Here is a 19,224-nt window from a genome sequence, read left to right as displayed (position 1 = left end):
GTATTAGATAGCCACTTTCACGCCTAGTTCTACAACACGATCCGGCGGAATACGGAAGAATTCCATGCTGGAGGTAGAGTTGCGGAGCATGAACAGGAAGATAGACATCCTCCAGCGTGACATACGTGGCACAGAAGACCGGGTAATCAGCTCGCGAGATGTGAAATAGGATGCCTGAAGGGCATCAAAATCCACACCGTTCGCTTTCAGTTCTTCCAGTGCGCGGGGAATGTTGGGCATTTCCATAAACCCGTAGCGCAGCACAATGCGGTAGATATCTGGGGCCAGTTCCTCCACAGCTACACGGTGGCCGCGTTCTGCCTCTGGCTGATCAAGGTTCTGCACGGTTACGAAGAGCACGTGGTCATGCAAAATCTTGTTATGCCGCAGATTATGCAGCAGACACGGGGGCACAAAGTCTGGTGTACTGGTCATAAACACAGCCATGCCGGGCACGCGAATAATGCGGGACTGCGGAAGGCGCGCGATAAAGGACCCCATGGGCAGGCTATCCTGCCGCTGGCGCGCAATAATAAGGCTGCGACCCTTTTTCCATGTGGTCATCATCAGCGTTAACACACAGCCAAGTAACACAGGCACCCAACCGCCATCAGGAATTTTAAGGGCGTTGGCGGCAAAGAAGGTGCTGTCCAGCAGCAGGAAGCTACCAAACACAGCGCCTACTTTCCATGCTGGCCAGTCAAAATGGCGCCGGAAAACGACAATGGCCAGAACAGAGGTGCAGATAAATGTACCCGTAACCGCAATACCATAGGCGGACGCCAAGGCATCAGAACTGCGGAAGGCCACCACCAGCAGCACAGCGCCCACAGCCAGAAAGCGGTTGAAGTCTGGCAGATAAATCTGGCCTTCTTCTTCCGCATTGGTGTGGGTAATGCGCAGGCGGGGCATATAGCCAAGCTGGATCAACTGGCGGCAGATGGAAAAGCCGCCGGAAATGCCAGCCTGACTGGCAATAACGGTTGCAAAAGTAGAAAGCACCACCATTGGTCCCTGCATCCAATGTGGGCATAGCAGGAAGAAGGGGTTTGCCAGAGCTTTGGGGTCAGCAATAACCAGAGCAGCCTGACCGAAATAGTTGAGCACTAGCATGGGCAGCACAAAAAAGAGCCATGCATAACGGATGGGTGCACGGCCAAAATGGCCCATATCGGCATACAGAGCCTCAGCCCCGGTTACGCACAACACAACAGAACCGAGGGCAAGGAAGGAAAGCTTGCCGTGGTAGAAGATGAACTCCAGCGCATAGGTAGGTGAAAGCGCCGTGAGAATAGCTGGGTGATGTAGAATTTCGATCAGCCCCAGCGCACCTAGTGTGCCAAACCACAGCAGCATGATTGGCCCAAATATGGTGCCAACTTTGCCTGTGCCAATCCACTGTACGCTAAACAGGCTGATAATCACCAATATGGCTACGGGTATCACAAAGTCATGCGCGGCGGGCACGCTCACTTCCACGCCTTCAATGGCGGAAAGCACGGAAATGGCAGGGGTAATAATACCATCACCAAAAAACAGACAGGCGCCTACAATACCAACTAACCCTAATATCCATCGGGTTTTCTGGTTAACCACCACACGTTGGGCAAGGGACATAATAGCAAGGATACCGCCCTCACCATTATGGTCAGCCCGCATGATCAGGATGACGTATTTGACCGTGACAATCAGGATCAGTGTCCAGAAAATCAGGCTGGCAACGCCCAGAATTTCCCACGGAGCAACCTGATGGTGGCCCGAAATAACTTCTACAGTAGAGCGGAAGGCGTAAAGTGGGCTGGTGCCGATATCACCATACACAACGCCCAACACACCCAGCAGAGCGGCAAAGCCAACAGGGGCGGCAGCGTGCTGCGGTTGGTCGGCGTCAAATTCCGTAATGCGCCGCGGTTCCGGCGCTGAAGCCACATGCGGCTGATCTCCTGTAGGAGGAGAACCAGCCGGTTTGTTGGCGGGGTCAGTCATGGTGTCTCTGGCTCCACGTCAGTCTTACAGGGGCACGTTGCCCCGTTCGCCCTGCATAAAGGGCGCAGATAGGTGGAAGCAAGGCATACTGGCTTCCACCCAGAAAATGAAAATCAGGGAGAAGGTGGCCGCGGCCCGAAAATTGCGGTGCCAACACGCACAAGAGTTGCCCCTTCGGCAATGGCTTGTGGGTAATCGGCAGACATCCCCATGGAGATAACAGGGAGCCCATGTTCCTGCGCCATGCTGTGCAGAAGCCTAAAATGCGGCACAGGGTCTTGCATGGCGGGAGGAATGCACATCAGCCCTTGCAACTTTGCCCCAAACTGCTGGCGACAGGTGCGGATAAAGCTATCTGCTTTTTCACGCGGGACACCAAATTTCTGGGGCTCATCGCCTGTGTTGACCTCAATGAGCAGCTCAGGCAGGCGACCTTCTTTATCTGCTGCTTTGGCTAGAGCTTCTGCCAGTTCCGGCCGGTCCAAGCTTTCTATAACATCGGCAATGCGTACTGCATCACGCGCTTTGTTTGTTTGCAGGCCACCAATCAAATGCAGCCGAAGGTCAGGGTAAGTTGCCCGCAGGGTGGGAAACTTGCTGGCAGCTTCCTGCACACGGTTTTCTCCAAACACACGCTGGCCTGCGGCAAGGGCTTCCTGCACGCTGGAAAGCGGATGAAATTTGGAAACGGCAACCAGCGTGACAGAGGCGGGATTCCGGCCTGCTGTGTGTGCTGCTGCGTCAATATTCTGGCGAACGGCAGTAAGCCGATCCGCTAGAACAGATGAGGGAAGGGTGGATGGTGTTTCCATGAGGCGTCAAAATTCTTGAAGACGCGCACTTGGTCAAGTGCCGCAAACGCCGCATACCTATGTTGGGAGAGGAAGATAACCTTTTCAGGCGCCTAGAAGGTCTTGGCTTAAAGCGCCTGAGGGGTACCTTAGTATAAAACCAAATTTATACTGCAAGAGAATCGACTGTTAGGATAATTTTACCCAAATGGTGTCCATCTTCCATTGCCTGATGCGCCGCCGCAGCTTGTGCCAATGGAAAAGTTTGATGGATAAAAGGGCGTATTGTGCGGTTTGTCAGCAAAGGCCAGACTTTTTCTTTTAGATCCTGTGCAATGCGGGCTTTGCTGGCGCTATCGCGTGGGCGCAATGTGCTGCCTGTTACAATAAGCCGGTGTGTCATAATCCGCACCAGATTGGCCTGTTCGGCCTTTGCGCCACCTTGCAGTGCGATAATGATGAGCTTGCCATCAAAGGCGAGGCTTTTGAGATTTCGCTCAAAATAAGGGCCACCCACCATATCAAGAATAACGTTTACGCCCTCGCCTTTGGTGAGCTCAGTAATGCGTTCGGCAAAATCTTCCGTCTTGTAGTTAATGGCCTGTGCACCCAGTTGTTCGCACAGAGCGCATTTTTCATCCGTTCCGGCTGTTGCAAAGGGCGTGCCGCCAAAAGCCTTAACAAGCTGTATAGCCGTTGTGCCAATGCCGCTGCTACCACCATGAATCAATACCCGTGCATCTTTGGGCAGCATGGTGGGCATAAAAAGGTTGGACCACACGGTAAAAAAAGTTTCCGGTAGGGCGGCGGCTTCTATGGCATTAAAGCCTTCTGGCCAAGGTAAACATTGCCCGGCAGGTACAAGGCAATATTCTGCATAGCCGCCCCCATTTGCCAACGCGCATACGCGGCTTCCTATGGCAGGCATTGTGACACCATCTTGTGGCAGGCCGTGTGCGACAACTTCCCCGGCTATTTCCAACCCTAATCTTGGACAGGCTCCGGGCGGAGGTGGATAAAGCCCTTTGCGCTGCATGATATCCGGCCGGTTTACGCCAGCAGCCATCACGCGCACCAGCACTTCTCCTCGGCCAGGTTGCGGAACCTGAATGGTTTCCAGGAGCAGGACATCGGGTGCGCCTGCCTGCGTAAAGCAGATGGCTTTCATGGTGGAAGGCAGAAGGGTAGGAGCAGGCATAGATAATTCCGCCGTCTGTAGTGGTTAACCAAAAGCATTTAACGTGGCTGCATACCGTATGGATAACGTATGCAACTTCACGTCCACGCTATAATTAACAATTTTCTCTGGTTTGTGATGTGCTAGCGCCGGTGTTTTTCTCCGGCAAGCTCTCGGCGGGTGCGTTCCAGTTCTTCTGCATAGCGGCGCAAAACATAGCGTTCACTCAGTATGCCAAGCACATTGTGGTCTGTGTCTGTCACAGCCAAGGCAGGCAAGCCTGTGCGTTCAAATGCAGCTAAAGCGCGGGAGAGATTGTCTTCCGGAGCCAGAACCATGCTGTCCGGTGGCAGAAGGTTTTGTACGGGATGGTCGGAAGGCGTTATCATGGATTGGATTTGCGTATATTCCACCAACCCCATGCAGTGGTGCTGCTTATCCAGCACAACGATGTAACGAGGCGCACGGCCCGTAAATGCCGTGCGTGCTTGGGCTACAGACGTTTCAGCGGGTAGGGTATCAACCTGCGTGCGCATCATTTGCCCTACAGTCAGTGTACGCATCCAGCCTACATCCACACCAGAACGAATGTTTTCCCCACGGAGGTGAAAGCGCCAGGTGGTGAAGGAATAGCCAAAAATACGCCGTGTGGTGAGTGAGGATGTAATGGCTGCCAGTGCCACTGCTGCCGTCATGTTGGCGCTGTGCGTTGTTTCCAGTGCCAACAGAATCATGGTGAAGGGCCCCCCAATAATGGTTGTTGCCAGTGCGCACATACCGGCAACGGTGCAAAGTGTAATGGGCAGAGGCAGAAGAGGTGCTGTAAGCCCCGTAAAGGCTGCACCTGTTAGAACCCCCAAATAGAGAGATGCAAAAAAGAGCCCACCACGAAATCCACTTCCAATAGAGATAGTAGAGGCCAAGGCCTTAAGCAGGAGCAGCCCTATGGCCAGCCACAATGCCGGAGGCATCATCAACCCCTCCCGCATGGCCATATGCCCAGAAGACAGCACAGATGGGGAAACGAGGGCCAGTAACCCAACCAGTACCCCCCCTACTGCCGGGCGCAGCCAAAGGGCTGGCAGAATACGACGGAAAAGGGATTCCGTAAGCGTTACGCTTTTCATCAGCCCAACGCCAATAAAGGCTGTGGCAATGCCAAGCAGTATGAGGAACGGATATGCCAGTGAAGGAATGGTTTGTGGCAGCGTAAGAGAAAGTTCTGGCAGATTAGCTCCTGCAAGATGAACAACAGCCAAAGCACAGAGAGATGCACAGGCCACAGGTGCCAGTAGGGGAAAGGCATAGGAACCAATAACCAGTTCAAATGCGTAAAAAGCTCCTGCCAGTGGGGCATCAAACGCAGCACCAATAGCGCCTGCCGCACCACACCCTACCAACAGGCGTATATCTGCACGGTGCATGCTGAGGTTGCGCCCAATGCGAGAGCCAAACGCGGCTCCAATCTGGCTGAAACCGGCTTCCAGCCCAATAGAAGCACCGCAACCGTTTGAAAGAACAGTTTGCCCTGCAACAATCAGGCTGTCTTTCAGGTTCATGCGGCCACCATGCAGGGCATTGGCTTCTATAGGGTCTACAGGCCGATGGCGCTGGCGGGTAAGGGCAAGGTTCCATAATCCCAGCAACAATCCCCCACAGGTTGGAACCAGCAGGGCATGCAGGGGTGTAATATGTTGAAGGCCAGAAAGCCGAGAATGACCGGGAGCTAGAATCTGATGAACCAGAAAGGTTGCTTTGGTCATAAGGCTGACCGCACCGCCAGCCAGCAGACCAATAAGAACCGCCAGAGCAACAAGCCACAGAGAATCCGTGCGCACCAAGGCACGTAAGGTTAGCAAAAGGCGTGCAGGTGTTTTATGAGTGCGCAGGTGGTCTAGCAGTCCTGTCATGAATCGGACATAACAGGACGGCTGACCAACGTCCAACACATCACATAAGTGTCATGCACTTTTATGAAATATGATGCATGCTGGTTATGGAGCAGGTGGTTTTCCAGCCAGAATAAGGTCAGCTTCCTGATCTGTTAAAGGATAATGGAAGAACTTGCGGTAAAAGGCCTGTGTGGCCTTGTGCATATTCGTATCTGCAAAAAGATCTGGGTGCAGTTTTTGCGCAACCCATTGAAGTTGAAGTAGCTCCTCCGCGCCGTATCTGTCCCATGCAAATACGCCTCGTGGGTTTATCCATGCCCGTCCGTTTTTGAAAGCAGCCAGAGACCTTAGAGGGGAGGCCGCGTCCGGCATGCCTGCGGAGGCTCCGATAATAATGACATCCGGATTCCACACGGCAATTTGTTCAAAGGAAACAGGGCGATGGTTGCCGCTGACCGTTGCAGCATTGTGCCCGCCAGCAGTTTGTATCCAGGCATCTATCAGTGTGTCTGTACCATCAATCTGCAATGGGTTCAGGCGCGCAATATGCAAAACGCGAGGGCGTTCTGCGGCGGGCAGATTGGCCAACCGGGTGCTTAATTGCTTAAGCGTTGCTTCCATGTCCTCTTTGTAAGACTGAGCAACCCGAGTGGCTTCCGGTGTGTCCAGCGCTTGGGCTGTCATATCCATAGATTTCAGCATCTGTGGCAGAGTTGTATATTCTGCGCACAAAGTGGGCACGCCCATTCTGCGTAGTTCTTCTGCCTTTGCAGATGTTGGCACAAAAGCCAGACCGATATTGAGGGCCAGTAAATTTTCTGCGCTGGCGGTATCAGGCCGCACGCCCGTATGGGCGTTTTTCATGATAGGCGCCACCTTGAACAGCCACGGGCTATCCACCGGATTTTCGGCAGAAACCCGGATACGGTCTGCGGCCCCCAGCATGACGGAAATTTCATTATGGGCAAACCAGAGGTCTGCAATGGCTGGGTGGTCGTCCTTGATCTCAACGGTATGGCCACTCATATCCGTAACGCTGCGTGCTATGGCGGAGGAAGCAACAAAAGAGCCCAATCCCGCAATCAGCAGGGAGGAACAACAAAGGCGTGTCAGCAATGAAGGCATGGAGCGTATCCTGTTTTTATATACGATAGGATACAGATAGATGCGCCACAAGCACCATGTTAGTGCGGATATGGTGAACTCTTGGAGGAAAATTATCGTGCGTAAGCACAAGGTTATGCTGGGGGACAAGCTGCTTTATCAGGCATCTCAACTTTCACATGCGCAACGCTTTGCAAAAGCACGGCAGGCTGAAGGTGTACCGTGTCACGTTGTGCCAGATGAAACGCCCAAGCGCCCCCGTAAGGTTAGAATAAATAGTCTAACCGGCAAACCCTACCGTAAGGTGACATCGGACAAAGCAGGGCGGTAGCGGCCCAGCTTCATGCAAAAATTAGACAAGCACTGAACGATTGTTGCGCCATGCTTCTTCCAATGCATCTGCTGGATCAGCATAAGGTGCGCTCCAGCTTCCTTCTTTATCCGGGGCATGCGTAAGGGCACGCCATGTGGCCTCACCAGTCTGACGCTCCAACGCAATGTGCCAACCCGGTGGAATACGTGCCAACAGGCGTTCCATTTTTTGCCCGGATGTAAGGGGTTTGGCGTAATTGTGTCCCACTAGCTTCTCCCGTAGCGTTTACATGTTTAAGGGAAGAGTTCTCAAGCGTGTTAGAATTTCTGCGATAATTTCTGCTGGTTCTGGGAGCACGGAAAAAGTAAGCGCTTTCTCATCCGCTTGTGGCGGTTCCAGCGTTTCCAACTGGCTAGGTAATAAAGAGGCAGGCATAAAGTGGTCGGCCCGGGTTTTTAGCCTTTGTGCCAGCACAGATGTATCTGCGCTTAAATAGATAAATATAGGCTTTACGCCATCTTGCTGAAGTCGATCACGATAAACGCGGCGGAGGGCGGAACAGGCAAGGATACCGCCCGTTCCGGCTTTTTGTTTTTCTGCCAACCAGGCATGGCAACGGGCCAACCAGCCTTGGCGGTCTTCATCTGTCAGTGGAACGCCGTGGGCCATTTTTTCAATGCTGGAGGCAGCATGCAGGCTATCTGCATCCAGCCAGGGCCACCCCAATTCATTATGCAACCCTTCAGCCACAGTGCTTTTGCCAGACCCGCATACACCCATAATAACCAGTAGGTGCCGGGTAATACTTCGTGCTGCTGGTTGGGCAGGGAGTGTGCTGTCTGTAGGGTGGGCAGAAGCATTTTGTGGCATGGGTGATGTTTTAATCCTGCTGTGGGGTGAGGATGCGTATGCCTTCTGGCCCAGCAGTAATGGTTTGGCGCGCCATATGCAGGAACAACCCGTGTTCAACCACACCAACAATTTCCAGAATGGAGCGGCCCAGCTTTTCAGGTTCCATCATGGGGCCAAACACGCAATCCATGATCAGGTTCTTCTCATCTGTCAGATAGAAAGAGGCATCACGGTTACGGCGTGGTGTAACATGTGCGCCCAGTGCCCCCAGTTGGCGTGCAACATTTTCCCAGCCAAAAGGAATAACTTCTACTGGCAGGGGGCATTTTGCACCCAGATGGTCTACATATTTGGTGGCATCGGCCACCACCACAAACTGTTTGGCGGCAGAGGCCACTATTTTTTCCCATAACAGAGCGCCACCCAAACCTTTGATGAGGTTGAGGGTGCGTGGTTCAATTTCATCCGCCCCGTCTATGGCGATATCAAGTTCTGGCTGTTCCCCAAAAGTGGTGAGGGGGATACCTTCTTCTCTGGCCTGTTTTTCTGTGACACTGGATGTAGGAATGGCGCGGATACGCAGCCCTTCTTCCCGCACACGGCGGCCAAGTTCAGCAACAACAAATTTGGCGGTAGAACCCGTGCCAAGGCCAACGGCCATGCCATCTTGCACAAGAGATGCAGCTTTAATGGCAGCCTGCTGTTTGAAGGCTGCAGCGGGATCGGGCGGTGTTGCGGTCATGCCTGTTTGTATCCTGTTAGTTCTGCGGTGCGGGAGCGGCGGGCTGATCTAAAAACCAGATCAGATTTCCTGCACTGGTAATGGCGCTGGCGGGGCAGGCAGGATCCTGCGCTCTTACGCGGGTAACAGCTTCTTTCTTGTCTGCCCCTTCTACCAGAAAAATAACGTGTCGGCTGGCATGAATAGCCGGGTATGTCAGTGTCAGTCGCGTGTGGGGGGCAACAGGCGGTACGCAAGGGGCAACCCATGCGGTGCGTTCCTGTAACACCGGCTGACCGGGGAAAAGCGAGGCTGTATGCCCATCTGTGCCTAAGCCCAGTAGGTTTACGTCAAAAAGGGGTTTGCCTGCCTGAAGGGCATCTCCGTGATAGATCTGTTTCAGGGTGGCTTCATAGTCCTTGGCAGCTTGCTCCGCAGTACCTTTATCCGGCATGGGAAAGATGTTTTCTGCGGGCACAGGCACGCGGGAAAACAGCAGGCGGCGCATCATGCCATAATTGCTATCTGCATGATCGTGCGGCACAAACCTGTCATCTCCCAGAAAAAACTGCATGCGCTGCCACGGAAAGCGGCTGACATAGGGTTCTTCTGTCATCAAGCGGTAGAGATGTTGCGGCGTGCTACCTCCACTTAGCGCAATGCGGAAGGGAGCTTCTGGGCGCTGGAGCGTCTGCTTAACAAGCCAGTCAGCCAGATCATGCATCAGGCTGTCTCGTGTTGCAGAAATGTGCAGGGCACCGGTGGCGGTATTCTGTTCTGTCACGATACTGTCTTTCCTGCCGTGTCTGAAAGAGGAGCCACGCGGGGCAATACAAACTGTTCTATAGCCTTGGCCCAGCCATCTTCTGAATTCGGGGCCGTTACAAAATGGGCTGTTTCCGCCACTTCGGGTTTTGACTGCCCCATCGCAATAGAAAGCCCACCGATGGAGAGCATGGGTACGTCGTTGTTCATATCCCCAATGCAGGCCACTTCTTCTATGGGTACGTTGTACAAATTGGCCAATTGGCGCAGGGCGTAGCCCTTGTTGGCATCTTTGGGGGTGATATCTAAAAAGCATTGGCAGGAGCGGGCTACACTGGCGCGGCCTTCTAGCAACTGCCCGATTTCCAGCTCCTGACGCATCAAGGCTTCATAATCGGCAGAAGATCCAGTCACCTTGCCAACATCCAGCTGGTAATCATCAAACGATGGCACCGCCGTAGGGGTCATGCGCACGGCTTTTGCTTCGGGTTCTACATATGCGCCGGTTGCATTGGTTACCAACCACTCATGTCCACGGAACAGCCAGGCATCAATGTCATGCACCTTCAGCATATCCAAGGTTTCCTGAACAGCTTCGGGGTCTAGTGAGAGGCGAGAGCGGATTGTGCGGTCTGCATTAAAAATGGTGCCACCATTCAGCGCGCCATAAGGCGTGTGCAGGCCCAGTACATCAAAATACATTTCCATCCCACCCGGAGGGCGGCTGCTAACAAGACAAACAGGCACACCGGCCTGCTGAAGAGCCTGGATAGCGGCAATACTATGCCGGGTAACCTGTTTTTCCGGCGTAAGCAGCGTGCCATCCATGTCAGACACAACAAGGCGGATGCGGGAAGCAGGCGGACGGCCCGGGTTGAGTCCGTTCTGTCCGTTATCTGTCATACTTCCCGACTCCTGCACTGCGTTTAAAATGTTATGTTAGTTCTTGTTTTCTACGTGGCCACCAAAGCCAAAACGCATGGCAGATAGCACTTTTTCTGCAAATGTATTGCCACTGCGTGAACGGAAGCGCGTGAACAGTGCGGCTGTCATAACCGGCACGGGCACAGATTCTTCAATAGCGGCTTCGATTGTCCAGCGGCCTTCACCCGAATCACTCACTTCACCGCTGAATTCAGAAAGTTCACCATTTTGGGCCAGAGCCTGAGCCGTAAGGTCTAGCAACCAAGAAGATACCACGCTGCCACGGCGCCAGACTTCGGCAATATCTGCCATGTTGAGAGAGAAACGTTCATCTTCTGCCAGAAGTGGTGAGTCCTTGCGGTACATCACGTCAAAGCCTTCGGCAAAGGCTTGCATCATGCCGTATTCAATACCGTTATGAACCATTTTAACAAAATGGCCTGATCCGGCAGGGCCGCAGTAAAGGTAGCCTTGTTCCGCACGGGGGTCGAGGTCTGCGTGATCACGACCTGGCGTGCGTGGGATATCTCCAATGCCCGGTGCCAGAGAGGCCAGAATAGGATCAATATGATCGGCGGCTTCACGCGGGCCGCCATACATCATGCAGTAGCCACGGTCTAAGCCCCACACACCGCCAGATGTGCCGACATCAATGTAATCAATGCCCTTCTCAGCCAGCATTTTGGCGCGGCGGATATCATCTTTGTAATAGGTGTTGCCACCATCAATAACGATATCGCCTTTTTGCATCAGGCCAGCCAAAGCCATTACGGTTTCTTCCGTAATGGTGCCAGCCGGAAGCATGGACCACACAATTCTTTTGGGTCCGTTCAGTTTTTCCACCACATCGGCAAGGTTGCTGGCGACAACAGCACGACCGGATTCTGCGCGGGCAACGGTTTTTTCCACCATTGCGGTATCGCGGTCATAAACAACAACGTCGTGCCCGTGCCGTGTCAGGCGGACGGCAATGTTGCCGCCCATTCTGCCCAGTCCAACAATGCCAATCTGCATAATGTTCTCCTGTCTGATATTTTACAGGGCGTCATGCAGGGCGGAAGCAAGCGCTGCAAGGCCTTCTTTTAGATTTCCTTTAATATGCACGCGCAGGGCACGGCGTTTGCGTTCGGCTAGCACGTCAAAATCTCCACGTGCCTGAGCGGCTTTGACAACACCAAAGGAATAACCTGTGCCCGGCACGGGGAGGTCTCGCGCATCATCCGCAGTAATTTGCAGGAAAACACCCGTGTTGGGTCCACCTTTGTAAGCCTGACCGGTGGAGTGTAGAAAGCGCGGGCCAAATTCTGCTGCCGTGGCAATGGTTTTGGCATCTCGCACATGCAAGCGCACATGCTGGATCCATTCCAGTGTTTCACGGTTGCGTTCGATGTAAGCCAGAAGCCCCACGTAATCTCCGGCTTTTACGCGGTCAAAGTGTGCTTTCAGGATAGCTGTTGCGGTATCTCCCTTAAGGGCGTTCGCATTTGCTTGATCTGCAAAAAATACCAGCGGGCCGTGCTGTGCAAAAGGTTCTTCTGCGGGCAGTTTGCCGGTTTTTTCGTAAGCTTCCATCAGCTTGCGTGTTTCAATCTTGGTGGATTCAACATCTGGCTGATCAAACGGATCAATGTTCAGGAAAGCACCTGCAACAGCGGTTGCAATCTCCCAACGGAAGAACTCCTGCGCGATCTGGCGTCTGTTATGGAAGTTGATGGTGATGACAGGCTGCCCGGCATCAATCAGGGTTGAAATGGCTTCGTCCTGCTCATGCCGATGTTCGGTGGCGAGGCGCAGATAAACAAACAGCCTGTCTGTGCCGTAGCGCTTGGGCCCACCCAGCGTTTCATCGTCAATGGGGATGATGCCCTTGCCATGTTTGCCGGTGGATTCAGCAATAAGCTGTTCCATCCACGCGCCAAAATCCATGATTTGTGGTGTGGCGATAATCGTCAGCTTATCGCGCCCAAACTGTGTGGCGGCAACGCCCATAATGGTGCCAAGCAAAACGCCGGGGTTGGACACGGGCGGCACGCTGCCATCACACATGCGTACACCCCGCAGTGCATCTTCAAGGAACAAGCGTAGAGGTACACCGGCTGCCGCAGCAGGCACCATGCCAAAGTTAGAAAGAACAGAGTAACGACCACCAATCTGTGGGTCACCGGCAAAAATCTTCCAGAATCCCTCGGCGTTGGCAAAGGCTTCCAGCTTAGAGCCCGGGTCTGTAATGGCTACAAAATGTGACCCCGCTTTTTCTTTCAGTGCCCGTTTGGCCAGATCCTGAAAATAGGCCAGCATGATATTGGGCTCCAGCGTGCTGCCGGATTTGGAGGCCACAATAAACAGCGTGTGGTGCGGATCTATCTTCTTTTCAAAAGCGGCAACCTGCTGCGGGTCCGTGCTGTCCAGCACGTAAAGGTGGCCAAAGCCTTCGTGCTTGCCAAAGGTCATGGCCAGCACTTCTGGCCCAAGGCTGGACCCCCCCATGCCCATCAGCAGAACCTGATGGAAACCGCGGGCCTTCACTTCAGCCTGAAAAGCTTCCAGATCCGCAATATGGTGCAGGCGGTCGTCTACCGTATTCAGCCAGTTTAGCCATTTGGCTTCTGGCCCATTGGTCCATACCGCGGCATCTTTGGCCCAGATGTGGCGGATAGAGCCAGATTTGCGCCAGGCGGTGAGGCCTTTGTTAACTGCTTCCTGAAAATCGGCTGGCAGGCTTGTTTTCAGGGTGGTGAGTTTATCGCCCAAAAGGGTGGCCTGTTTGGCAGCAACAGAGCCCAGTAGCCCATCAAAGGCATCTGCAAAGGATAGCACGCCTTCATCTACAAGGGTTTTGGTAATTCCTTCCAGATCCAGACCAAGGCGCTGGGTATCTTCCATCACCTGTCGGGCATTGGCGATATCTGTGCCAAGTGTTTCAGCCACAGTGCCGTGGTCACGGAAGGCATCCATAGTCGCAGGCGGCAGGGTGTTAACGGTTTGCGGGCCGATCAGGCTATCAACATACAGCACATCGCTATAGGCTTTATCTTTAGTGCCGGTAGAGGCCCACAGAAGGCGCTGAGTTTGCGCACCTGCATCTTCCAGCGCTTTCCAGCGCGGCGTTTGCATCATTTCCTGCCAGTAAACATAGGCCATCTTGGCATTCGCAATGGCAACTTTGCCGCGTAGAGCCTTCAGCGCTGCGGCATCTTTATCCCCAGCAGCAACGCGCCGATCAATTTCTGCATCAATCTTGCTGTCAATCCGGCTGACAAAGAAGGAGGCAACGGAGGCAACGTGGGAGAGATCTCCGCCCTTGGCTTTCCGGTCTTCCAGACCAATCAACCACGCATCAACAACATCTTTGTAAGCATTCAGAGAGAAAATAAGCGTGACGTTAACGTTAATGCCCGCGGCAATGCTGGCCCGGATAGCCGGAATGCTTTCAGGCGTTGCGGGAATTTTGACCATCAGGTTGGGCTCAGCCACATCCGCCCACAAGCGGGCGGCTTCATGCGTTGTGCCTGCCAGATCTCGTGCCAGATACGGAGAAACCTCTAGGCTTACAAAGCCATCCTTGCCACGAGCCTGCTCATACACCGGGGCCAGAACACGGGCGGCTGCCTTAATGTCTGTAACGGCCAGTTTTTCGTAGAGCACTCCGGGGGAAACAATTTCATGCGCCAGAATGTCACGCATCTGGGCATCATATTCCGTGCCTTCTCCCATCGCTTTTTGGAAGATGGCAGGATTGGAGGTGACACCACGAATGTCATCATCCTGCACAAGGCGCGCCAGTGAACCATCCTCCACAAAGGAGCGACGGATGAAGTCCAGCCAGGGGGACTGATGGGCTTTTGCGAGTGCCCGTAATGGATTGGCGCTTGGCGTGGCGGAGGATGTCATTGGTGGTTATCCTTTCTCCATCCTGCCCGATTAAAAACCGGGCAGGCCGATGTAATATAACGCGCGGTGAAATATCTGGTTTGTTCAGCCTGCCTGCCGTTTGGCTGCTGCCAATACGGCTTCTGGCGTAAAACCAAATTTTTCAAGCAGTTTGCCCGCTGGAGCTGAGGCACCAAAGCCGCGCATGGCAATGATTTCACCCGTTGGCCCAGCATAGCGATCCCACCCGATGGGTGAGCCTGCTTCTATAACCACACGTCCTGTTACAGCGGCGGGTAGCACGCTCTCACGGTAAGATTGTGGCTGGGCTTCAAAAAGTTCCCAACTGGGCATGGAAACAACGCGGGCCGGAATACCTTCTGCGCTCAGGGCTTCATACGCGCCGACAGCCAAAGAAACTTCGCTGCCCGATGCAATTAGGATGACCTTTGGTGTCTGCTCACTGCTTGCAAGAATGTAAGCACCTTTGCTGAGGCCAGAAGCCGGTGCATAGCGGGTGCGATCAAGCGTGGGCAGGTTCTGGCGGCTCAGGGCAAGGGCGCTGGGGCCGGTGCGGTGCTGGATCAGAAAACGCCATGCTTCTGCCACTTCGTTGGCATCTGCTGGGCGCAGCGTTATCAGGCCCGGCGTAGCGCGCAATTGCACAAGCTGTTCGATAGGCTGATGTGTTGGGCCATCTTCACCCACACCAATGGAGTCATGGGTGAAGATATAGGTAACAGGCACGCCCATAATAGAGGAAAGGCGGATAGGGGCCTTCATGTAATCCGAGAAAATCAGAAAGCCAGCCGCATAAGGGCGCAGGCCATACAGGGCCATACCATTTGCAATGGCCCCCATGGCATGTTCTCGCACCCCAAAGTGGAAATTGCGCCCAGCATAGCTTCCGCCCCATTGTGCGGGCTGAAAGCTTTTTTCGCCTTTTAGTAGCGTTTTGGTGGAAGGCGCCAGATCGGCAGAACCACCCAGCAGCCAAGGCAACCGGCCTGCTACAGCGTTTAACACCGCGCCAGAGCTGGAGCGGGAGGCCTCACCTTTGGCGCTGGCTTCGTACACTGGAATATCTGCATCCCAGCCTTCTGGTAGCGTGCCATTGAAAATGGCATCTAGCTCTGCGGCCAGGGTTGGGTGTGAGGAATGGTAATTGGCAAACAGTTTGTTCCATGCGGCGCTGGCAGCGGCCCCACGGGCACCCAAGCCATCCTGCATATGTTGTAGCGCTACTTCTGGCACAAAGAAGCTGCTATCTTCTGGCCAGTCGAAAAACTTTTTGGTTTCACGTACTTCCTCTGCGCCCAAAGGTTCCCCATGAGCGGAGGCCATACCAGCTTTATTGGGCGCACCCCATGCGATAACCGAATGTGCGATAATAATGCTTGGGCGGCTGGTTTCAGCCTTGGCTTTGGCAATTAGTTGGGTGAAAGCTGCGGTATCGTTTGCATCCTTCAGTTCCAGAACCTGCCAGCCATAGGCCGCAAAGCGTTCTGCCACATTTTCTGTAAACGCAATGTTGGTGCCGCCTTCAATAGAAATACGGTTGGAATCGTAAATCCAGATCAGGTTGCCAAGCTGGAGATGACCAGCGAGGGAAGCCGCTTCACTGCTTACGCCTTCCATCATGTCACCATCACCACACAGGGTGTAAATATGGTGGTTAAACAGGTCAAAACCCGGTTTATTGAAGCGTGCGGCCAGCCACTTTTCTGCTATGGCCATGCCAACAGAGTTCCCACAGCCAGCGCCTAGCGGCCCGGTTGTGGTTTCCACGCCGGTTGTATGTCCATGTTCCGGGTGGCCCGGTGTTTTGGAGCCAAGCTGGCGGAACTGCTCTAAATCAGCCGTTGTAAGAGCAGGAGCATTGGTGATCTTGCCGTTTGTAACCTGCCGGATGCCAGATAGATGGATCATAGAGTACAGCAGGGCAGAGGCATGCCCGATGGACAGTACAAACCGATCCCGATTAGGCCACAGCGGGTTGGTTGGATCATAGTTTAAAAGGTTTTGCCATAGAGTATAGGTCAGCGGTGCCATGGACATGGCCGCTCCCGGATGGCCAGAATTGGCCTTCTGCACAGTGTCCATGACAAGTGCGCGAATGGTGTTGATGCACAGCGTATCAAGGCTGGATGCGCCACTGCCCTGCGTTTGTGCAGGTGCGCGAACAGGGGTGGGAAGAGAAACGCGCATGCAGACCTATCCTCCAGACTGGGCCGTAATTACGAATTATGGCCGGAAAGTTATGAGCACCCTAAGCGGTGTGCCTTATAAGAGTTCCGCACAATTCCACGGTTAGGCGTTTTTCGGCAAGAGATGATGACGTGCAGGCAGCTTTTTATGTTGAACAGGTCTGCTGTCATAACTCTGTGATTTTGGGCCTGAAATGCTCTTTTTGCCAAGGTAGGGAGCAGGCGTGCCACTTGTGCGTTTGTGGTATGGACAAAGGGGCTGATATGGTTCTTTTTCTAAATAACGCGGCAGCGTAAGATAACCGTTGTTGCAAAACCATTCTTTTCCGGAGGTCAGTCATGACAGAAGTTTCTTCCCGGACTCCGTCCGAGCAGGGAACAGCCACCCCGGCAACCGGTGGTAGCGCACAGGGCTTTACGCGTGAGCAGATTGAAGCACTTTTTCTAAACGCTGCGCGGGAAGGGGATGCAGATATGCTGGCCCGCTTTTTGCAGGCCGGTATGGATCCGAATCTGCGGGCTGAAAAAGGATATACGCCGCTTATTCTGGCTTCTTACAATGGGCATAAGGATGCCGTAAGCGTACTTTTAGCGCATGGTGCAAAGCCTGATTTGCAGGATGAAAAAGGAGCCACGGCGCTGGCAGGTGTGGCGTTTAAAGGCGATATGCCTATTGCTAACATGTTGCTGAAAGCTGGGGCTGCGGTGGATATTCCCAATGCTGTTGGGCGCACGCCACTGATCTTTGCCGTGATGTTTGGGCGGGATGATATGGCTCTGCTGTTGCTGAAAGCCGGGGCCAACCCGACATTGCGTGATGGCGAAGGCTTAAACGCTATTGATCTGGCCCACAGGCAAGGCAAACCTGCTCTTGAAGAAGCACTGAAAGCAGTGGCTGCCAGCCTTTCCTGAATAAAGGGATTGGCAGATTATTTTGGTTTTACACCTTCAGATAAGAAGGGATAAGGCGGCCTGAACATCAGGCTGCTTTTGTTTTTTTTGGATATAGGTAGCATGAGTCGTTTCTGGAGCCCGCTTGTTCATAAGCTGACACCGTATGTTCCCGGTGAGCAGCCCAAAATGACCGATCTGATCAAGTTGAATACCAACGAATCGCCTTATGGCCCGTCTCCGCGCGTGCTGGAGGCCATTCAGGCAGCGGATAATGATACGTTGCGCCTGTATCCAGATCCTGAAGCTTTGGCTTTGCGCACAGCTTTAGGTGCCCGTGTTGGGTTGGGGCCGGAATATGTGTTTGTTGGCAATGGTTCGGACGAGGTTCTGGCACATGCTTTTCAGGCATTCTTTGCGCATGGCGCACCGTTGTTGTTTGCAGATGTAACCTACAGCTTTTACCATGTGTATTGCGGCCTTTATTCCCTACCTTTCCGTACGGTTCCACTTACGGATGATATGCAGGTAAATATTGCAGATTATGCAGGCCCATGCAGTGGTGTGGTGGTTGCCAACCCCAACGCACCAACGGGAATTGCCCTTAGTCTGGCGGAGGTGCGTAAACTTCTGGAGCTTCAGCCAGACCGTGTTGTGCTGATTGATGAAGCCTATGTGGATTTTGGCGCTGAAAGTGCTGTTTCCTTAATTAAGGAATACCCCAACCTCTTGGTGGTACAGACTTTTTCTAAATCCCGTGCACTTGCTGGCTTGCGGGTTGGTTTTGCGTTTGGGCAGCCTGAACTTATTGAAGGGCTGGTGCGGATTAAGGATAGTTTTAATTCCTACCCTCTGGATCGTCTGGCGCAGGTGGGTGCAACGGCTGCGGTGGAAGATGAGGCATGGTTTGCTTCCAGCGTGCAGAAGGTGATTGCCAGCAGAACGGCGTTGGCAAATGGGCTGCAAAAACTCGGCTTTGATGTCTTGCCGTCCAAAGCCAATTTTGTTTACACTCGACATCCGAACCGGAACGCAGCAGAACTGGCCACCCAACTCAGAGAGCGTGCCATTATTGTTAGGCACTTAAGGGGTGAGCGCACCGCTGCGTGGTTGCGCATTACGGTCGGCACAGATCAGCAGTGTGAAAGCTTGCTTTCAACGCTGCGGGATATTCTGTGCAGCAATTCGCTATAATCAGACCTTAAAAGTCTGCTTTCTTTGCGCGTATAGGGGGCTTGCCTGCCGTTTTTTGCGGTGGGTGACCGGCTATGTGCGTTTGGCGCAGGTTTCAATAGGTCACTTCTGCACTGTGCAGGCAGCGCGGCCATAATGCTGGCCGTGCCTTCTTTTGTTGTAATGAGGTTCAGCTCATGCGTGCTTATCGTGGCCAGATGTCTGACAACCAGCCTATTCGTCGTTCTCTGCCAGAAAAACAGAAGCAGCTGCGCGATCTGAAGGAAACGCTGGGGGCAATGAAGGCTCATACCTCTCCGGCGCTTAAGGAAAGCATACGTAAGCGTATTGCTCAGCTAGAAGCCGAGCTTACAGCGGCACCTGTTCTTAAAGCTGCACGCAAGCAGCAAGATGGTGCGCGCTCTGCTCGCCCTGCAAGGGATAGTTCTGGCCGTCGTTCCGGCGGTTTGCGGGTGCGATCATAAGTTTAAGTGTTGGCAAAAGGTGGTTTGCCTGCCTTTTGCCAATGTTTGGCCCATGCTATGCAACCTGACTGGC

At 53.6% G+C, this 19,224-nt stretch carries 17 protein-coding genes; 4 read left to right on the top strand and 13 right to left on the bottom strand.

Annotation, left to right across the window (positions count from 1 at the left end):
• Positions 1-3: 3 nt before the first annotated feature.
• The 5 genes from FKW19_RS02745 to FKW19_RS02725 all read right to left on the bottom strand — a co-directional run bounded on the left by FKW19_RS02745 (position 4) and on the right by FKW19_RS02725 (position 6,971).
• Positions 4-1,986, bottom strand: coding sequence for a potassium transporter Kup (locus FKW19_RS02745; protein ID WP_089179578.1), 1,983 nt, complete (start codon positions 1,984-1,986; stop codon positions 4-6).
• A gap of 113 nt (positions 1,987-2,099) precedes the next feature.
• A complete protein-coding gene (locus FKW19_RS02740; protein WP_089179577.1) occupies positions 2,100-2,798 on the bottom strand; it encodes a YggS family pyridoxal phosphate-dependent enzyme in 699 nt (232 codons plus the stop codon).
• A 145-nt stretch (positions 2,799-2,943) separates the two neighbouring features.
• Positions 2,944-3,975 carry an NAD(P)H-quinone oxidoreductase gene (locus FKW19_RS02735; protein WP_089179576.1) on the bottom strand — a complete coding sequence of 344 codons (1,032 nt, stop codon included), beginning with the start codon at positions 3,973-3,975 and terminating at the stop codon, positions 2,944-2,946.
• 122 nt (positions 3,976-4,097) lie between these two features.
• On the bottom strand, positions 4,098-5,864 hold the full coding sequence (locus FKW19_RS02730; protein ID WP_089179575.1) for a chloride channel protein: 1,767 nt from the start codon (positions 5,862-5,864) through the stop codon (positions 4,098-4,100).
• A gap of 84 nt (positions 5,865-5,948) precedes the next feature.
• Positions 5,949-6,971, bottom strand: a complete 1,023-nt coding sequence (locus FKW19_RS02725; protein WP_089179574.1) for an ABC transporter substrate-binding protein — start codon at positions 6,969-6,971, stop codon at positions 5,949-5,951.
• Between the two features lie 97 nt (positions 6,972-7,068).
• On the opposite strand from FKW19_RS02725, the gene FKW19_RS02720 reads away from it, so the two are divergent.
• Positions 7,069-7,281: a hypothetical protein gene (locus FKW19_RS02720; protein ID WP_193561086.1), complete on the top strand. Its 213-nt coding sequence runs from the start codon at positions 7,069-7,071 to the stop codon at positions 7,279-7,281.
• A 21-nt stretch (positions 7,282-7,302) separates the two neighbouring features.
• On the opposite strand, the gene FKW19_RS02715 is transcribed toward FKW19_RS02720, so the two are convergent.
• From FKW19_RS02715 to tkt, 8 genes are all read right to left on the bottom strand, one after another.
• The gene (locus FKW19_RS02715) at positions 7,303-7,530 is read right to left on the bottom strand and encodes a hypothetical protein (RefSeq protein WP_006115827.1); all 228 of its coding nucleotides are present in this window, start codon (positions 7,528-7,530) and stop codon (positions 7,303-7,305) included.
• An 18-nt stretch (positions 7,531-7,548) separates the two neighbouring features.
• Positions 7,549-8,133, bottom strand: a complete 585-nt coding sequence (locus FKW19_RS02710) for a gluconokinase (protein WP_089179572.1) — start codon at positions 8,131-8,133, stop codon at positions 7,549-7,551.
• Positions 8,134-8,143: 10 nt separating this feature from the next.
• Positions 8,144-8,857: a ribose-5-phosphate isomerase RpiA gene (gene rpiA, locus FKW19_RS02705; protein ID WP_006115829.1), complete on the bottom strand. Its 714-nt coding sequence runs from the start codon at positions 8,855-8,857 to the stop codon at positions 8,144-8,146.
• A gap of 16 nt (positions 8,858-8,873) precedes the next feature.
• Positions 8,874-9,620 carry a 6-phosphogluconolactonase gene (gene pgl, locus FKW19_RS02700; RefSeq protein WP_006115830.1) on the bottom strand — a complete coding sequence of 249 codons (747 nt, stop codon included), beginning with the start codon at positions 9,618-9,620 and terminating at the stop codon, positions 8,874-8,876.
• Positions 9,617-10,504 carry a Cof-type HAD-IIB family hydrolase gene (locus tag FKW19_RS02695; RefSeq protein ID WP_063354617.1) on the bottom strand — a complete coding sequence of 296 codons (888 nt, stop codon included), beginning with the start codon at positions 10,502-10,504 and terminating at the stop codon, positions 9,617-9,619. The genes pgl and FKW19_RS02695 overlap by 4 nt, the downstream gene beginning before the upstream one ends.
• 36 nt (positions 10,505-10,540) lie before the next feature.
• Positions 10,541-11,539 (bottom strand): phosphogluconate dehydrogenase (NAD(+)-dependent, decarboxylating), encoded by a 999-nt coding sequence (gnd, locus tag FKW19_RS02690; RefSeq protein ID WP_089179571.1) that lies wholly within the window; start codon positions 11,537-11,539, stop codon positions 10,541-10,543.
• A 21-nt stretch (positions 11,540-11,560) separates the two neighbouring features.
• Positions 11,561-14,416, bottom strand: coding sequence for a bifunctional transaldolase/phosoglucose isomerase (locus tag FKW19_RS02685; RefSeq protein ID WP_089179570.1), 2,856 nt, complete (start codon positions 14,414-14,416; stop codon positions 11,561-11,563).
• A gap of 84 nt (positions 14,417-14,500) precedes the next feature.
• The gene (tkt, locus tag FKW19_RS02680; RefSeq protein WP_089179569.1) at positions 14,501-16,603 is read right to left on the bottom strand and encodes a transketolase; all 2,103 of its coding nucleotides are present in this window, start codon (positions 16,601-16,603) and stop codon (positions 14,501-14,503) included.
• 338 nt (positions 16,604-16,941) lie between these two features.
• On the opposite strand from tkt, the gene FKW19_RS02675 reads away from it, so the two are divergent.
• The 3 genes from FKW19_RS02675 (at position 16,942) to FKW19_RS02665 (ending at position 19,151) form a co-directional block, all read left to right on the top strand.
• Complete coding sequence (locus tag FKW19_RS02675; RefSeq protein WP_063354613.1) at positions 16,942-17,514, top strand: ankyrin repeat domain-containing protein; 573 nt, start codon at positions 16,942-16,944, stop codon at positions 17,512-17,514.
• A 102-nt stretch (positions 17,515-17,616) separates the two neighbouring features.
• The gene (gene hisC, locus FKW19_RS02670; RefSeq protein WP_089179568.1) at positions 17,617-18,687 is read left to right on the top strand and encodes a histidinol-phosphate transaminase; all 1,071 of its coding nucleotides are present in this window, start codon (positions 17,617-17,619) and stop codon (positions 18,685-18,687) included.
• 176 nt (positions 18,688-18,863) lie between these two features.
• Positions 18,864-19,151 (top strand): hypothetical protein, encoded by a 288-nt coding sequence (locus tag FKW19_RS02665; RefSeq protein WP_063354611.1) that lies wholly within the window; start codon positions 18,864-18,866, stop codon positions 19,149-19,151.
• Positions 19,152-19,224: the final 73 nt, after the last annotated feature.

Origin of the sequence: Acetobacter sp. DmW_125128 (genome assembly GCF_008704325.1) — a bacterium.
Taxonomy (GTDB): Bacteria; Pseudomonadota; Alphaproteobacteria; order Acetobacterales; family Acetobacteraceae; genus Acetobacter; species Acetobacter oryzifermentans.
The sequence above is the reverse complement of the archived record's forward strand: the minus strand, read 5'-3'. Positions and strand labels throughout refer to the sequence as shown.

Coding starts and splice junctions, on each gene's coding strand:
- FKW19_RS02745 (WP_089179578.1), bottom strand. CDS start 1,986: ATGACTGACCCCGCCAACAAACCGGCTGGTTCTCCTCCTACAGGAGAT.
- FKW19_RS02740 (WP_089179577.1), bottom strand. CDS start 2,798: ATGGAAACACCATCCACCCTTCCCTCATCTGTTCTAGCGGATCGGCTT.
- FKW19_RS02735 (WP_089179576.1), bottom strand. CDS start 3,975: ATGCCTGCTCCTACCCTTCTGCCTTCCACCATGAAAGCCATCTGCTTT.
- FKW19_RS02730 (WP_089179575.1), bottom strand. CDS start 5,864: ATGACAGGACTGCTAGACCACCTGCGCACTCATAAAACACCTGCACGC.
- FKW19_RS02725 (WP_089179574.1), bottom strand. CDS start 6,971: ATGCCTTCATTGCTGACACGCCTTTGTTGTTCCTCCCTGCTGATTGCG.
- FKW19_RS02710 (WP_089179572.1), bottom strand. CDS start 8,133: ATGCCACAAAATGCTTCTGCCCACCCTACAGACAGCACACTCCCTGCC.
- rpiA (WP_006115829.1), bottom strand. CDS start 8,857: ATGACCGCAACACCGCCCGATCCCGCTGCAGCCTTCAAACAGCAGGCT.
- FKW19_RS02695 (WP_063354617.1), bottom strand. CDS start 10,504: ATGACAGATAACGGACAGAACGGACTCAACCCGGGCCGTCCGCCTGCT.
- gnd (WP_089179571.1), bottom strand. CDS start 11,539: ATGCAGATTGGCATTGTTGGACTGGGCAGAATGGGCGGCAACATTGCC.
- FKW19_RS02685 (WP_089179570.1), bottom strand. CDS start 14,416: ATGACATCCTCCGCCACGCCAAGCGCCAATCCATTACGGGCACTCGCA.
- tkt (WP_089179569.1), bottom strand. CDS start 16,603: ATGCGCGTTTCTCTTCCCACCCCTGTTCGCGCACCTGCACAAACGCAG.
- FKW19_RS02675 (WP_063354613.1), top strand. CDS start 16,942: ATGACAGAAGTTTCTTCCCGGACTCCGTCCGAGCAGGGAACAGCCACC.
- hisC (WP_089179568.1), top strand. CDS start 17,617: ATGAGTCGTTTCTGGAGCCCGCTTGTTCATAAGCTGACACCGTATGTT.
- FKW19_RS02665 (WP_063354611.1), top strand. CDS start 18,864: ATGCGTGCTTATCGTGGCCAGATGTCTGACAACCAGCCTATTCGTCGT.